General features: G+C 62.6%; 13 protein-coding genes. 5 read left to right on the plus strand and 8 right to left on the minus strand.

Annotated elements, in window-relative coordinates:
- The first annotated feature begins 36 nt into the window (after window positions 1-36).
- Together alaS and AC1RMF_RS01410 are read left to right on the plus strand one after the other, a co-directional pair.
- Entirely contained in the window at window positions 37-2,661 is a 2,625-nt protein-coding gene (alaS, locus tag AC1RMF_RS01405) for an alanine--tRNA ligase (RefSeq protein ID WP_493138974.1), read from the plus strand.
- Window positions 2,662-2,865: 204 nt separating this feature from the next.
- On the plus strand, window positions 2,866-4,389 hold the full coding sequence (locus tag AC1RMF_RS01410; RefSeq protein WP_342617934.1) for a methyl-accepting chemotaxis protein: 1,524 nt from the start codon (window positions 2,866-2,868) through the stop codon (window positions 4,387-4,389).
- Window positions 4,390-4,407: 18 nt separating this feature from the next.
- Here the strand turns inward: AC1RMF_RS01410 and AC1RMF_RS01415 are convergent, their stop codons facing one another.
- Both AC1RMF_RS01415 and AC1RMF_RS01420 read right to left on the minus strand, forming a co-directional pair.
- A complete protein-coding gene (locus AC1RMF_RS01415) occupies window positions 4,408-5,490 on the minus strand; it encodes an ATP-binding protein (RefSeq protein ID WP_493138977.1) in 1,083 nt (360 codons plus the stop codon).
- On the minus strand, window positions 5,478-6,215 hold the full coding sequence (locus AC1RMF_RS01420; RefSeq protein ID WP_342617932.1) for a response regulator: 738 nt from the start codon (window positions 6,213-6,215) through the stop codon (window positions 5,478-5,480). Before AC1RMF_RS01420 ends, AC1RMF_RS01415 begins: the two co-directional genes overlap by 13 nt.
- A gap of 223 nt (window positions 6,216-6,438) precedes the next feature.
- Here AC1RMF_RS01420 and AC1RMF_RS01425 point away from each other — a divergent pair, with 223 nt between their 5' ends.
- Window positions 6,439-7,065, plus strand: a complete 627-nt coding sequence (locus AC1RMF_RS01425) for an EF-hand domain-containing protein (protein WP_493138979.1) — start codon at window positions 6,439-6,441, stop codon at window positions 7,063-7,065.
- Between the two features lie 24 nt (window positions 7,066-7,089).
- Here the strand turns inward: AC1RMF_RS01425 and AC1RMF_RS01430 are convergent, their stop codons facing one another.
- Window positions 7,090-7,455, minus strand: coding sequence for a thioredoxin family protein (locus AC1RMF_RS01430; RefSeq protein ID WP_342617930.1), 366 nt, complete (start codon window positions 7,453-7,455; stop codon window positions 7,090-7,092).
- A 116-nt stretch (window positions 7,456-7,571) separates the two neighbouring features.
- Between AC1RMF_RS01430 and AC1RMF_RS01435 the strand changes: the two genes are divergently transcribed.
- A complete protein-coding gene (locus AC1RMF_RS01435) occupies window positions 7,572-8,348 on the plus strand; it encodes a ferredoxin--NADP reductase (RefSeq protein ID WP_342617929.1) in 777 nt (258 codons plus the stop codon).
- Window positions 8,349-8,374: 26 nt separating this feature from the next.
- Window positions 8,375-9,382: an adenosine kinase gene (locus AC1RMF_RS01440; RefSeq protein ID WP_493138982.1), complete on the plus strand. Its 1,008-nt coding sequence runs from the start codon at window positions 8,375-8,377 to the stop codon at window positions 9,380-9,382.
- A gap of 2 nt (window positions 9,383-9,384) precedes the next feature.
- Here the strand turns inward: AC1RMF_RS01440 and dinG are convergent, their stop codons facing one another.
- From dinG to AC1RMF_RS01465, 5 genes are read right to left on the minus strand one after another with little or no spacing between them, the layout of a single operon-like run.
- Entirely contained in the window at window positions 9,385-11,502 is a 2,118-nt protein-coding gene (dinG, locus tag AC1RMF_RS01445; protein ID WP_493138984.1) for an ATP-dependent DNA helicase DinG, read from the minus strand.
- A gap of 34 nt (window positions 11,503-11,536) precedes the next feature.
- Window positions 11,537-12,481, minus strand: coding sequence for a pseudouridine synthase (locus AC1RMF_RS01450; RefSeq protein ID WP_493138986.1), 945 nt, complete (start codon window positions 12,479-12,481; stop codon window positions 11,537-11,539).
- Window positions 12,482-12,509: 28 nt separating this feature from the next.
- Window positions 12,510-13,265, minus strand: a complete 756-nt coding sequence (gene trmB / locus AC1RMF_RS01455; RefSeq protein ID WP_493138988.1) for a tRNA (guanosine(46)-N7)-methyltransferase TrmB — start codon at window positions 13,263-13,265, stop codon at window positions 12,510-12,512.
- Between the two features lie 39 nt (window positions 13,266-13,304).
- On the minus strand, window positions 13,305-14,207 hold the full coding sequence (gene gluQRS / locus AC1RMF_RS01460; protein WP_493138990.1) for a tRNA glutamyl-Q(34) synthetase GluQRS: 903 nt from the start codon (window positions 14,205-14,207) through the stop codon (window positions 13,305-13,307).
- Window positions 14,204-15,247: an NAD(P)/FAD-dependent oxidoreductase gene (locus tag AC1RMF_RS01465; protein ID WP_493138992.1), complete on the minus strand. Its 1,044-nt coding sequence runs from the start codon at window positions 15,245-15,247 to the stop codon at window positions 14,204-14,206. Before AC1RMF_RS01465 ends, gluQRS begins: the two co-directional genes overlap by 4 nt.
- Window positions 15,248-15,286: the final 39 nt, after the last annotated feature.

The raw sequence follows: 15,286 nt of genomic DNA on the forward strand, positions 1-15,286 counted from the left end.
GGCTAATCTTTTTGAACCTGCCCCGAGAAGCCCGACATGACCCAGCCTGTAATGAGTGTTGCCGACATCCGCAAGACCTTCCTCGACTTTTTTGCCTCCAAGGGCCACACCGTGGTGGAAAGCAGCCCGCTGGTGCCGGGCAACGACCCCACGCTGATGTTCACCAACTCGGGCATGGTGCAGTTCAAGGACGTGTTTCTGGGTACCGACAAGCGCTCTTACGTGCGCGCGGCTTCCGTGCAGGCTTGCCTGCGCGCCGGCGGCAAGCACAACGACCTGGAAAACGTGGGCTATACCGCGCGCCACCACACCTTCTTCGAGATGCTGGGCAACTGGAGCTTTGGCGACTACTTCAAGCGCGAGAGCCTGAAGTGGGCCTGGGAACTGCTGACCGAGGTCTACAAGCTGCCCAAGGAACGCCTGCTGGCCACCGTGTATGCCGAAGACGATGAGGCCTTCGACATCTGGACCAAGGAAATCGGCCTGCCGCCTGAGCGCGTCATCCGTATCGGTGACAACAAGGGCGGACGCTATAAGAGTGACAACTTCTGGATGATGGCCGACACCGGCCCCTGCGGCCCCTGCTCGGAAATCTTCTACGACCACGGGGAAGGCATTCCCGGCGGCCCACCCGGCAGCCTGGACGAAGACGGCGACCGCTTCATTGAAATCTGGAACAACGTGTTCATGCAGTTCAACATGGACGAGACCGGCGCCGTCACGCCGCTGCCCGCGCCCTGCGTGGACACCGGCATGGGCCTGGAGCGCCTGGCCGCCATCCTGCAGCATGTTCACAGCAACTACGAAATCGACCTGTTTGACCAGCTCATCAAGGCCGCGGCGCGCGAAACCGGCACCACCGACCTGAGCAATCCCTCGCTCAAGGTGATTGCCGACCATATCCGCGCGACTTCATTCCTGGTCAGTGACGGCGTGATTCCCAGCAACGAAGGCCGCGGTTATGTACAGCGCCGCATCGTGCGCCGCGCCATCCGCCACGGCTACAAGCTGGGCAAGAAGACGCCGTTCTTCCACAAGCTGGTTGCCGACCTGGCCCGCCTGATGGGAGACGCCTACCCCAAGATGCGCGAGCAAGAAGCCCGCATCACCGAAGTGCTGCGCGTGGAAGAAGAGCGCTTCTTCGAAACCCTGGCCACCGGCATGGAAATCCTGGAAGGCGCGCTCAAGGACGGCGCTAAGGTGCTGCCCGGTGATGTGGCTTTCAAGCTGCATGACACCTATGGCTTTCCGCTCGATCTGTCGGCCGACGTGTGCCGCGAAGCGGGCGTGCAGGTGGACAGCGAAGGCTTCAACGCCGCCATGGAAGCGCAGAAGGCCAAGGGCCGTGCGGCTGGTAAATTCAAGATGGACAAGGCGCTGGAGTACACCGGTGCGGGCAACACCTTTGTCGGCTATGACCACCTGACGCAAAGTGCCAAGGTATTGGCGCTGTATGCCGAGGGCACGCCAGTTGCCGAGCTCAAGGCAGGCCAGAACGGCGTCGTGGTGCTGGACACCACGCCCTTCTATGCTGAGAGCGGCGGCCAGGTGGGCGACGTGGGGGCCATCTTCACCGACTCCTCCATGTTTGAAGTGTCTGACACGCAGAAGATCAAGTCCGATGTCTTCGGCCACCACGGTGCGGTCAAGTCCGGCACCCTGGCAGTGGGTGACACGGTCACTGCCCATGTGGACGCCGCCGTGCGCGCCGCCAGCATGCGCAACCACTCGGTCACCCACCTGATGCACAAGGCCTTGCGCCTGGTGCTGGGTGACCATGTGCAGCAGAAGGGCAGTCTGGTCGATTCCGAGAAGACCCGCTTCGACTTCACCCATAACGCACCGGTCACGCCCGAGCAGATTCGCGAGATCGAAGCGCTGGTGAACACCGAAATTCTGGCCAACGCGCCAACGCAAGCGCGCCTTATGCCCATTGAGGAAGCCAAGCAGACCGGCGCCATGATGCTGTTCGGCGAAAAGTACGGCGACATCGTTCGCGTGCTGGACATCGGCACCACCACCGAGCTGTGTGGCGGCACCCACGTGCAACGCACGGGTGACATTGGCTTCTTCAGTATCATGAGCGAGGGCGGCGTGGCCGCCGGCGTACGCCGTGTCGAGGCCGTCACCGGCTTGGTCGCTCTGCACCATGTGCAGGAGCTGGAAAGCACTCTGGATGATGTGGCGGGCAAACTGCGTGCCACGGCAGAAGAGCTGCCAGTGCGCGTGGACGGCATGCTCAGCCAGATCAAGGAGCTGGAAAAGGAACTGGCGGCCGTCAAGGGCAAGCTGGCTTCTGCGCAAGGCGACGAACTGCTCACCAGTGCGGTGGACGTCAAGGGCGTGAAGGTGTTGGCAGCTCGCCTGGAAGGCGCTGACGCCAAGACCTTGCGCGACACCATGGACAAGCTCAAGGACAAGCTCAAGACGGCGGTCATTGTGCTGGCAGCGGTGGACGGCGACAAAGTGCAGATCGCAGCCGGCGTGACTGCCGACACCGTGGGCAAGGTCAAGGCCGGTGAACTGGCAAACCACGTCGCCAGCCAGGTCGGGGGCAAGGGCGGTGGCAAGCCCGATATGGCCATGGCCGGTGGCACTGAGCCCGGCAAGCTCTCCGGGGCATTGGACAGCGTGTTGGCCTGGGTTACCGCCAAGCTGTAATACCCTGCCGGGGCGTGTGACTTAACGGGGCCTTACAGCCCCGTTTTTTTATTTGCGATTTAGCCAACATTTGAGGGTGTTCTCGGGTGTTCACACGTCCGTCATGCAAGTACATTACGCGCATCGAGCATCTGACACGTTGGTTCACGCAGGTCCGGTTGACGGGTTCGTGGATGACGGGTCGGAGATAAGGGAAAAAATACGATGCAAACAAATGGTGTGTTGGGGCTTGGCGTCGCGGTGCTGCGACGGTTGACGTTCTCCCGCAAGATTGCATTGATCGGTTTTCTTTCCGCCATGCCCATCCTGGTTGTGCTCTGGGCATTTTTCGTCGGCACAGAACCCAAGGACGCTTTTCAGGTTGTCATGGGGCTCTGCATCGTGGACGCCGCGGCTTTGGTGTATGTCCTGGTGGCTTGCTACGTCAGCGTGACGCAGGACATCGCGCAGATGGTGCAGTATGTGGATCGCATGGTTGCCGGCGATCTGCGCCAGCCTGTGGTGAGCCGCAGCAAAGACGAATTGGGGAGCGTTTTGACGGTGGTTGGTCAACTGGGACGGACCGTGTCTGCCATGGTGGCCAATGTGCGCGGAAATGCCGCCTTTGTAGCCTATGCCGGGCAGAGCCTGGAGCGTGACAGCCGTGATCTGTCGGATCGCACAGAACAGCAGGCGGCCAATCTGGAGCAAACATCCGCCAGCGTGCAGGAGCTGGCCTCTGCAGTGCAAGTCAATGCGGGGACGGCAGTCAGCGCCAACGGCCATGCCAGCGAAGTGCGGGATGCGGCAGTAGGTGGCGCCAGCGCCATGGAGGAGGCCGTCGTTTCCGTGGAGGCGATTCAGGCCAGCGCCAAGCGCATGGATGAAATTGTGGGTGTGATCGATGGTCTGGCTTTTCAGACCAATATCCTGGCGCTCAACGCGGCGGTGGAGGCCGCACGCGCAGGCGAGTCGGGGCGCGGCTTTGCCGTGGTGGCTACCGAAGTGCGTTCACTGGCACAGCGTTCAGCCGCCTCTTCCAAGGAAATCCGCGAGTTGATCGGAGCCTCTTCCGCGCAGATTGCGGCCAGCGTGCAGAAGATCCATGCAGCCGGTTCCACCATCAAGGGCATGGTGGCGGGCATCCGCGAAGTGGCCGGCAGCATGTCGCAGATCTCCAATTCCAGCGCCGAGCAGAGTTCTGGTCTGAGCGAGATCACGGCTGCAGTGCGCCAGCTTGACGAGATCACGCAGCGCAACGCACAGATGGTTGGTCATGCGGTGGAAAAGGCCGAAGACATGCGCCGTCGAGCCACTACGCTGGTGGATTCGGTAGCCATGTTCAAGCTGATTCAAGGCTCACCTGAAGAGGCAGTTGCGTTGGTGCAGCGCGCTGTGGCGCACAGGCGCAGTGGCAGCAGGGACAGCTTCCTGCGCGACCTGACGGAGCCATCCAAAGGGTTTCATGACCGGGACATGTACGTCTTTGCTCTGGATGAGCACGGTACCTACCTGGCCTTTGGCGGCAATCCATCCAAGGTCGGCACGCGGGTGCAGGACATTGCCGGTATCGATGGCGAAGGTTTGCTGCAAACCATCATGGCCCAGGCCAATTACGAGCCTGGATGGGTGGAGTACAACATTACGAACCCCACAACGGGTACCGTGCAGACCAAGATGTCTTACGTGACGGCTGTCGACGATATCTATTTGGGCTGCGGCGTATACAAGAACCTGGTTGCTAACTGAGCCCGGTTGGGGCGCTGTTCAGGTCGTTGCGGGAAAGCGCATTTCCACCTGCAGGCCGCCGCCGGATCGGTTGCTGAGTGCGAACGTACCGCCATGGCGTTTGACAATGTCGTTTGCTGTGGCCAGGCCCAGTCCCACACCCCCGGTGTGGCGGTTGCGTGAGGACTCCACTCGGTAGAAGGGAAGCAAAACCTTGTCCAGGGCCTCGGGCGGTATGCCGGGGCCGCGGTCGCAGATGCACAGGCTCACCTCGGAGCCAATGCGTTGCAGGGTGATTTCGGCGCCTCCGCCGTAACGCACGGCGTTGTCCATGACATTGGCAATGCTTCGGCGTATGGCGGAGACTTGGGCCTTGATAGGCAGCGCGTAATGCTGCTCGGCGGTGGTCTGCGCCATCGCAACGGCATCACCGCAATCCTGGCTATCGTGTACCTGGCTTTCCACCAGGGAGCGCAAGTCCAGCTCCACCCAGGGTTCCGCCTCAGCCGCGCCGCGCAGATAGTCCAACGTGGCGCGGATCATCTGGTCCATCTCGGCAATGTCCCTGCCCAGACGCTGTCGGTCGTGCTCGTTGTTCAGGGACTCCACACGCAGCGCCAGCCGGGTTAGCGGTGTGCGCAAGTCATGCGACACGGCGGCAACAAACTGGTCACGTTCTTCCAACTGGGTGCATATATGCGCCTGCAGCTGATTGATCATGCTGGTGGCCTCCCGGCATTCGCGGGTTCCTTGCGGTGTGATGGGCGCGCGATGGATATTGCCGGCCAATTCGCGTGTGGCCTGCGCCAGCCGATGCATGGGGGCCGCCAGCCAGCGTGCACCTACCCAGGCCGCCAGCAACACCGCGCTCAGGCGCACGCTGATGTCCATCAGCATGCCTTGCAGCGGCGAACCGTGCGGGGGAGGGGGCATAGGGTGTGGTGGCGGATGCACGCCACCCCATGGCTCGGGGCGGAATTCGAAGAGCAGGGAAAGCGCCAGTACATGGCTGGCAATGGCCACTACGCTCAGCAGAAGTGCCAATCTTCCGAACAAGCTGTCGGGGAGCCATCTTTGCAGGACTTGCGCAGTCCTGCGCAGCAGGGGCATCAAGCGCGCCACGCGACCCTTCCCTGCACGGACTGCACGTTGAACATATAGCCCGCACCGCGTATGGTCTTGATCATCGAGACCTCGCGGGAATCGTCGGCCAGCTTATGGCGCAGACGCGACACCAGCAGATCGATGCTGCGCTCAAACGCGTCCATGGCCCGGCCACGGGCCTGCTCCATCAACTGGTCTCGGCTGAGCAGTCTGCGTGGTGTTGAAAGAAAGGTGTTGAGCAGGCGGAACTCCGCATTGGACAAGGCCACCACCAGGCCGGTGGGGGAGACCAGGGTGCGCAGATTGCGGTGCAGTTCCCAGCCATCAAATACCACCACTTCGCTGGACGCCACGGCCTCCTCCGGTTGCGGGCCTTGCGAGCGCCGCAGAACGGACTGGATGCGCGCAACCAGTTCGCGGGGTTCGAAGGGTTTGCTCATGTAGTCGTCCGCACCGTTTTCCAGACCCAGGATACGGTCCAGGGTGGAGGTGCGGGCCGTCAGCATGATGATGGGCGTGCGGGTCTGGCGGCGGATCTCCCGTGCCAGCATCAGGCCGTCCGCGCCGGGCAACATGATGTCCAACACCACCAGATCCACGTTGTGGCGCCTCAACTGCTCGCGCATGCTTGGCCCGTCGCTGGCGCAATGTACCTCGTAGTTGAATCGGGTGAGGTATTCACCCAACAGCTCGGTGATCTCGGCGTCGTCGTCGACCAGAAGGATGGAGGTTTTTGCAGTCATGGCGTCCCTTGTGCAGAGACAAGTTTAGAAACAAGGTCCCGGGCATAAGCGCTGAATTGCCACGGGAAACCGGTACTGTAACGGGCTTCTTTTGCAGTTTTGTATCAGCTTTGATACCAATTTGAAAAGACCAGCTTACCTGCGCCGCCAAGAATGGAGTGGTCGCTCGGGCCCTGTATGCAACGGGTGACATCCTCATTCACCAGCAGTAAAGGAATTGACCATGAGCACAATCGGGGGAGTCAGCAGCTCCGGCAATGCATGGGCCACACCCAGCGCGCAGCGTAGTCAGCACCAGGCAAAAATGTTTGCCAAAGTGGATACGGATGGCAGCGGCAGTGTGGACCAGAGCGAACTCAGCGCCATGCTGAGCGACATCAGCCAGAAGACCGGGACCAGTCTGGGTGACAGCAAGCAGCTGTTCACCAAGATGGACACCAATGGTGACGGCAGCCTGTCCAGTGACGAATTGGGTCAGGGCATGAAGGACCTCCTGCCACCACCCACCACCATGGATTTCGCCCAGTCGCACGTGCAGGACGGCCAACCAGCGCGGTCAAGCGGCGCTGGCGGAACAGGTGGAACGCAGTCAACCTCCAGCAGCTCCAGTAGTAAGACCTACGATCCATTGGACGTCAACCAGGACGGTACGGTGTCCTCCATGGAGCGGCTGGCTGGCATGCTCAAGGAACTGGCGCAAGGTGCAAACTCCTCGGATTCTTCTGGCAGCTCGGGAAGCTCCAGCAACTCGGAAGTGGCCAAGCTGGCACAAAAGCTCTATGAGCAGATCAGCGCCAGCCTGCAGCAGTCCGGCAACAGCACCACCAGCACACTGAGCGCGACAGCCTGATCTGCCCGGCTCGCCTGAGGTGGGTCAGGCAGCCCGCTGCATGCTGATGCGCTGCGTGATGGCCTGCACTTCGGCAGGCAAGCGGCTGAGCCCAGTATTGCCCAGGTGGGACTGAATCAGCCGCCGCAACGTCTCCAGGTGGGGCGTCACAGTGCCAAAAAAGCGGGCCTGCCCGCCCGTGGCAATCAGAATGGTGGGGAAGTTCTCTACCTCGATGGGGTCGACCAGGTCCGATTCGTCTTCGATATCAATCCAGCGGAACGTGGCACCAGGGAATTCCCCCTGCAGACGCTCAAACAAGGGGGCGTACTCGTTGCAGGTACCACACCACTGAGCGCACAAACAGGCCACCAGCAAGGGGGCGGAAGACGGGTTTTCTGGGTTTGACATGGCGCAAAAGGACTACTTATAAGTTCTGGAGCTATGGATATGCCGGATTGTGGCAGGCCAACCTTTTACACTATAGGGTTTGCTGCAACGCAACTTTGACCCACCACAAGGCCCCCATGAGTGCATTTCTGGAAGAAACCGTATTAAGCGTACACCACTGGACAGACCGCTTGTTCAGCTTCACCACCACCCGTGACCCCGCATTGCGGTTTTCCAACGGCCACTTCACCATGATCGGCCTGCGCCAACCCAACGGCAAGCCGCTGCTGCGCGCCTACAGCATCGTCAGCGCCAATTACGAAGAGCATCTGGAGTTCCTCAGCATCAAGGTGCAGGACGGCCCGCTGACCTCCCAGCTGCAACACATCAAGGTGGGTGACAAGATCGTGGTCGGCAAGAAGCCCACGGGTACCCTGTTGATCGACTACCTGCTGCCGGGCAAGAACCTGTATCTGCTGGGCAGCGGCACCGGCTTGGCGCCGTTTCTGAGCGTGGCGCGCGATCCGGCCACCTACGAGCGCTTCGAGAAGGTCATCGTGGTCCATGGCGTGCGCGAAGTGAAGGAACTGGCCTATTACGACTACCTCACCAACGAGCTGCCCGACCACGAGTTCCTGGGCGACATGGTGCGCGAGCAGATGCTGTACTACCCCACGGTGACCCGTGAGCCCTTCCGCAACCAGGGCCGCATCACCGACCTGATCGAGTCCGGCAAGATGCAGGCGGATCTGGGTCTGCCCAAACTCGACCCCGCAAATGACCGCGTCATGATCTGCGGCTCCCCCGGTTTGCTCAAGGACTTGAAAGTCATTCTGGAAAAGCGTGGCTATGCCGAAGGCAGCACCACGTCGCCCGGCGACTTTGTCGTTGAGCGTGCCTTCGTCGAACAATAACTTCAACCTGCTACCTCTGGAAACCCATGTCCCATTACGATCTTTACGCCATTGGCAACGCGCTGGTGGACTCCGAATACGAAGTCACTGACGCGCAACTGCAGGCCTTGGGCGTGGAGAAGCGGCACATGACCCTCATCGATGCCGAGCGTCGCACCCATTTGCTGGCGGGCGTGCAAGGGTTGCACAGCCGTCGCACGGGTGGCGGCTCGGCCGGCAACACCGTGGTGGCCGTGGCGCAGCTGGGGGGCAAGGCCTTCTATTCCTGCCGTGTGGCCGATGATGAACTGGGGGCCTTCTACCACCAGGACCTGCTGGCCAATGGTGTCGCCACCAATCTCTCGCATATGCCGTTTCCCGAGGGGCAGACCGGCATCTGCATGGTGATGGTGACGCCCGATGCCGAGCGCAGCATGAGCACCTTCCTGGGAGCAACGGCAGACATCGATCAGACCTCCTTGCATGCCAAGGACATTGCCAAGTCCAAGGTCTATTACATGGAAGGCTATCTGTCCGCCTCGCCCACCGGGCTGGACGCCGCCCTCAAGGGGCGTGCCATTGCCAAGGAAGCGGGCGTCAAACTGGCTACCACCCTGAGCGACATGACCATGATCAACTTCTGCCGTCCCGGTCTGGAAGCCATGGTCGGCAGCGATCTGGACTACCTGTTCTGCAACGAGGAAGAGGCGCAGGTCTGGTGCGGCAGCAAGGACCTGCCCACCATCGTCACCCATATGTCCAAGCTCGCCAAGGTCGTCTGCCTGACCCGCAGTGCCAAGGGCTGCCTGGTGATCGAAGGTGCGCAGCAGACCGAAGTACCCGCGGTCAAGGTGCAGGCCATCGATACCAATGGCGCTGGCGACATGTTTGCGGGTGCCTTCCTCTTCGCGGTCACCCACGGCCACAGCCACGCGCAGGCAGCGGCATTGGCCAACCGTGCGGCAGGGCAGGTGGTATCGCAGTACGGCAACCGCCTCACACCCGCGCAATTGCAGGCCATCCGGGCTGAATTCGAAGCGTCGCTCAGCGTCTGATTTCAGACGGGCTGTGCAGCCTCGCGGCCCTGGCGCCGCAGCTGCCGGTAGGGTGGCAAGCCACCCAGCATTCTTCTTCCATACGGCTGCAGTTGCAGCCGTTTGTCATAGCAGATCACCTGGGCGCGGTCTTCCTCGGTGCGGATGGCGCGGCCGGTCCACTGCAGCAGCTTGATGGCCGTGGCGGGAATCACCAGTTCGCTGAATGGGTCACGCCCCATCTTGCGCAGCCATTCGGCACGCGCCTCGTCCACCGGTTCGCTCGGCGGCGCAAATGGCAGCTTGCAGATGAACACGGTTTCGCACAGCTTGCCGGGTAGGTCCAGCCCTTCGCCAAACGATTGCAACCCGAACAGCACCGAGGGCAAACCCGCTTCCACACGCGCCATATGGCTGGCCAGCAGGCGGGTGCGCGACAAGCTGCCTTGCACCAGCACGGTATCCATCAGCCGTGTCGGCAGTGCCTGGGTGGCAGCGCGCATCTGGGCACGCGAGGTGAACAGGGCCAGCGCGCCGTGCTGCACCTCGTCCAGATCACGGATCAGCAGCTCCACCATCTCGGCCGTGTAGGCATCTGCCTGTTTGGGTTCGGCACGGGTGTGCACCACGGTCAGCGTGCCTTGTTCGGTGTAGTCAAAAGGGCTGGAGACTTCCAGCGTGCTGACGTTGGGGTTGCCGGACAGACCGGCCTCCTGCAAAAAGTAGTCAAAGCTGCCGCAACTGGTCAGCGATGCGGAGGTGACCACCGCACCCCGCACTTGGCTCCACAGAAATTGGCGCAGCAGGTCGCCCGGCACCATGGGGCAGGCGTGGGCACTCAGGTTGAGGTAACCGTTTTCGCTCTCGGCCTGCAGCCATTTAGCCAGGGGCTGCTCGCCATGCTCCAGCAGCAGCTGGGCCGTGCCGCTGAGGCTGGCCAGGCGTGGCGCCAGCGCGCCCAGCTTGGCGTAGAGCTGCGCGCACAACGCAGCCATGGACGGGTCTTCCTTGGCGATGGCTTTCACATCCACACCCAGCGCTTCCAGCGCCTTTTGCAGGCCGGTGGCTTGCGCGCTGATCTGGGCGATGGGCTCATGCAAGGGTTCTGGCAGCACACCATGCGCAAACCGCAGCGTGCCGTCGGCGCCTTCTGTCGTGCCGTGCACCAGGTCCAGGGCCAGGCGCTGGGTTTGGGTCAATATGGTCTTGAGCTGAGAGCACACGGTGGTAATGTCCTCGCCCAGGTGCAGATGCAGGCGCTTGGCCACGTCCTGCATGGTGCGTGGCAGCTTGTCCAGCCAGCGCAGGTTGCTCAGGTCCATGGCGCTGGAAAACTGGTCCAGCGCGACGGCAGGAAGGTGGTGGCCTTCGTCAAACACCACCAGGCAGTTGTCCAGATCGGGCAGGGTCTTCAGGCCCAGGGTTGCCAGCACCAAGTCGTGGTTGGCGACGATGACCTGCGCCTCAGCCAGGCGGGTGCGCGCGTTGTAGTAGCTGCAATCCTTGTAGCGCGGGCAGTGGCGCGCGGTGCAGGTGTGGCGTTCGGCGGCCACGGCAGACCAGTCGCTGGGTTCGGGGGCTTGGGCCAGGGTGTCGCGGTCTCCGTCCCATTTGTTGCCTGCCAGCAGCGTGGCCATGTGGTCGTAGAGCTGGATGCGGCGTTCTTCAATGGCCTCCTGCGACGCGGTGGACAGGGCGACGGCCGGAAAGTCCTCCTCAAACAGGTCTTCTTCACCGCTTCCGGTACCGGCCAGCCGGTCCAGCTTGACCTTGCACACATAGCGCCCACGCCCTTTGGCCAGGGCAAACACAAAGGGTTTGTCCATGCTGGCGGCCAGCGCAGGCAGGTCCTTGTGGATGAGCTGCTCCTGCAGGGCCACCGTGGCAGTGGACACCAGCACGCGGGTCTTGCGCTCCAGCGCCATGGCCACGGCTGTGCTGAGGTAGGCAGCGCTCTTGCCCACACCGGTGCCGGCCTGGATCACGGCAATGGCCTTTGCCGGTGCGGCCTGGTCTCCCAGGTCGGCTGCGGCCAGTGTTTCGGCCACGCGCTCGGCCATGGCGTGCTGGCCGCTGCGGATTTTGAAGCCGGGGGAGCTGCGCACCACCTGTTCGAAGGTCTGGAGGGCGAGCGCGCTCAAAGCGGCGGGAGTGGAAGGGGTAAAGCTCAAAACATCAATCTGAAATAGGAACCGGATGGTCGGCCGCCACGTCTTGCAGGGGCAGCAGCGACAGGCCGCTGGTGAAGTGGCGCGGCTCGCCGGTCACCGGGTCGGTAAAGGCCAGCGTCTTTGCCAGCAGCTGCAAGGGCTTGCTGGTGTCGGCACTGCCTTCGGGCGTGAGGGTGGGGTAAATGCCGTCATGGACCAGCGGCAGCCCGAGCGCATGCATATGCACCCGCAGCTGGTGGCGCTGGCCTGTGACGGGCTGCAATTCATAGAGTGCATATTCGCCAGTCTGTTGAATCGGGCGGATATGGGTGAGGGCGTTGGCAGGGCCCGGCACTTCGGCCTGCTGCATGAAGTGGCTGCCTTCGGCGATGCGGGTGTGGCGCGTGACCGGCCAGGCCAGCGCCGGATTCCAGCGGGCCACCGCATGGTAGGTCTTGCGCACCTGGTGCTCGCGAAACAACCGGTGGTAGAGGTTGCGCGTGGCCGGATTGCGGGTGAACAGCACCAGCCCGGCGGTATCGCGGTCGATGCGGTGGGCGGGTGCCAGACTGTCGGTGCCAAAGGCTTTGTTCAGGCGCACCAGCAGCGTCTCGCGTACATATTTGCCAGACGGAATCACCGGCAGAAAGTGTGGCTTGTCGGCTACCACGATGTGTTCGTCCTGCCAGACGATGCGTTCTTCAAAGGGCACCTTGGGTTCGGTCGGCAGACTGCGGTAGTAGTAGATGCGCTGCCCGGTGTGGACCGGTGTGTCGGCTTGCAGGACCAGTCCTTGTGAATCCACGATGTCGCCCGCGTTCAGGCGTTGCTGCCAGTCTTCGCGGACCACGGCAGTGAAGCGCGCTGCGAAGAATTCCAGTGCATTGGCCCGGACTCCGTCAGGCACCACCACGCAACTCGGGCTCAGGCCGTCGCGCGGTGGCGGTGGATTGGGGCGATAGCGGGCCATGGTCTCAGGATTGCCTGACGCGAGAAACTCAGACGCGCTCGAAGACCAGATCCCACACGCCGTGGCCCAACCGGATGCCACGGTTTTCGAACTTGGTGAGGGGGCGGTAATGCGGCTTGGGCGCGTAGCCTTTCAGCTCGGGGTTGCTCGCCAGCGCCCGGTTGCGCAACTGCGGCTCGGCGCTGAGCACTTCCAGAATCTGCTGGGCGTAGGGCTCCCAATCAGTGGCGCAGTGCAGATAGCCGCCGGGCTTGAGGCGTGCCGCCAGCTTGGCCACCAGCGGCGCCTGGATCAGGCGGCGCTTGTTGTGCTTGGTCTTGTGCCAGGGGTCGGGGAAGAAGATGTGCACGCCGTCCAGGCTGGCCAGGGGCAGCATGTGGTCAATGACCTCCACCGCGTCATGCGCACAGATGCGGATGTTGGTCAGCTGGTTCTCGCCAATGCGTTTGAGCAGCGCGCCCACGCCGGGCTCGTGCACCTCACAACACAGAAAGTTGGTATCGGCCAGGGTGGTCGCAATCTTGGCCGTGGCTTCGCCCATGCCAAAGCCGATCTCCAGCACCACAGGGCGCTGCGTGGGTGCAGCGTCCGGCGCGGCAAAGGCCGCCTGGAAATCCAGCAGGCTTTGCTGGTAGGGGAGCAGAAACTTCGGTCCCAGCTCCTGAAAGGCTTTGGCCTGGCCGACCGTGGTGCGGCCTGCGCGTTTGACAAAGCTCTTGATGGTGCGCATGAAGGGCTTGGGGGCCTCCGCGCCGTCTTGGGGTGGGGTGTTCTCGGTATTCATGATCAGGTGGGGTGTCGCCAACGGACACGCTATTGCGACTCAATACATGGCGCGCCATTGGGCAACCCAGGCGGCCAGTGCCATCCCCCTATTGTCGCGGTTTCCGCGGGGATGCAGTCCCAGGCTTTCGGCGGCCTGATCCAATGCGGCCAACGCGGCTTCAGCTGTGCTGGTGTCCAGCGCAGCGGCGCCATTCTGTTTGCTGAGCTTCTGACCATCTTCTGCCAGAACCAGCGGCGTGTGCAGGTAATGTGGCGTGGGGTAGCCCAGGGCCTGCTGTAGCAGGATCTGGCGTGGTGTGTTGTCGGCCAGGTCTTCACCGCGCACGATGTGGGTGATGCCCTGGTCGGCATCGTCCACCACGACTGCCAGCTGGTAGGCAAAAAGGCCATCCGCCCGGAGCAGCACGAAATCGCCCACGGCCTCGGCAACATCCTGCACTTGGGGGCCTCCGCGTCTGTCCGTCCAATACACCACCGACTGCTCTGGTGTGCGAAATCGCCAGGCACGTGCGGGCTTGCCGTGCAAGCCATCTCGGCAGGTTCCGGGGTACACCAGTTCACCGTGGCGCGGCTTGGTCTTGCCGTTAGCGTGCAGGGCTTCTTCTATGTCCTTGCGGGTGCAGGCGCAGGGGTAGGCCTGGTCGCACTCTATGAGCCGGTCCAGAGCCCGGCGATACAGGTCTGTACGCTGGCTTTGCCACACGGGCGGTTGGTCGGGGTACAGGCCGCAGGCGGCGAGTTGTTGCAGGATGTGCAGGTCTGCTCCGAGCACACAGCGCGGTAGATCTACATCTTCGATACGCACCAGCCACTGGCCTTGCTGTGCGCGGGCATCCAGCCAGCTCGCCAGCGCGGCCACCAGCGAGCCTGCATGCAGCGGCCCCGTGGGAGAGGGCGCGAACCTGCCCCTATAGGCTTGCGACGGCCCGGCGGCGCTCACGACATGGCGAGTGCCAGTTCCAGACCTGACACAAAGGCGTCTTCCACGCGGTGGCCCAGGCACCAGTCACCGCAAACACCCAGGCCCAGCTTGGCGTCCCACAGGTGGGACACGCCCAGGGGCTTTTCCGTCTTGGCATAGAGCCAGCGGTGCACTTCGGCATGGGCCGGTTCGGCACGGATGCCGGTGACTTCGGCGAAGGCCTTGATCAGCTTGGCGGTGACGCGGCTGGCGTCGTCCTGCAGATGTTCCTGTGACCAAGCGGCGCTGGCCTGCACCGTCCAGCGCTCCACGGCACTGCGTCCGGGCTTGCTGGATTCGCGTGCCAGCCAGGCGATGCGGTGGTGGGTGCTGCGTGCCGCATTCCATTGCGGACCCAGTGTGGTCAGACCGGGCTGCACGGCTTGCGGAAAGGCCACCATCAAGGTCCAGCAGGGTGCCACCGTGGATTTGGCCACTTTCTTGGCCAGTGCCGAAGCCGCCTTGTGCGTCTTGAGCAGCACTTCAGCCTGCGGGCCGGGGATGGCCAATACAACGGAGTCAAACCCACTGAATACATGCGTGCTGTCTTCTGCTCCGGCTGTGCGCAATTGCCACTTGTGCGCATCCAGCGCATCCTTTTCGATGGCGGTGACGCGGACCTGCATCTCGACCGAGCGGTTGTCTACCAGGGGCTGGGCCCAGGCGCGCACCAGGCTGCTCATGCCGGGTTTGGCGACCCAGTGCGGCTCGCGCGCCGGCAGGCCTGCTTCGGCCACGCGGCCGTGGGAGTCCAGCACTTGCACCGTATTGGCACTCCAGCGGCGGCAGATGCTGGGCGTGGTTTCCAGTGCCTGCGCAAAACGGCTGTCACGTACCGTGAAATATTGGGCGCCATGGTCAAAGCTGCCAAAGGCACTGCTGCGGGTGGACATGCGTCCGCCAAAGCCATGGCTCTTCTCGAACACCGTCACGCTATGGCCCGCCTGTACCAGAGTGCGGGCACAGGCAATGGCTGCCATGCCTCCCCCCACGATTGCGATGCGTTTGGAATTGCTCATGTGCGCTTTCTCCGTTTGTGAAAGGGTTTGCATGGTTTA

It is taken from the genome of Rhodoferax sp. GW822-FHT04A08 (assembly GCF_058801025.1).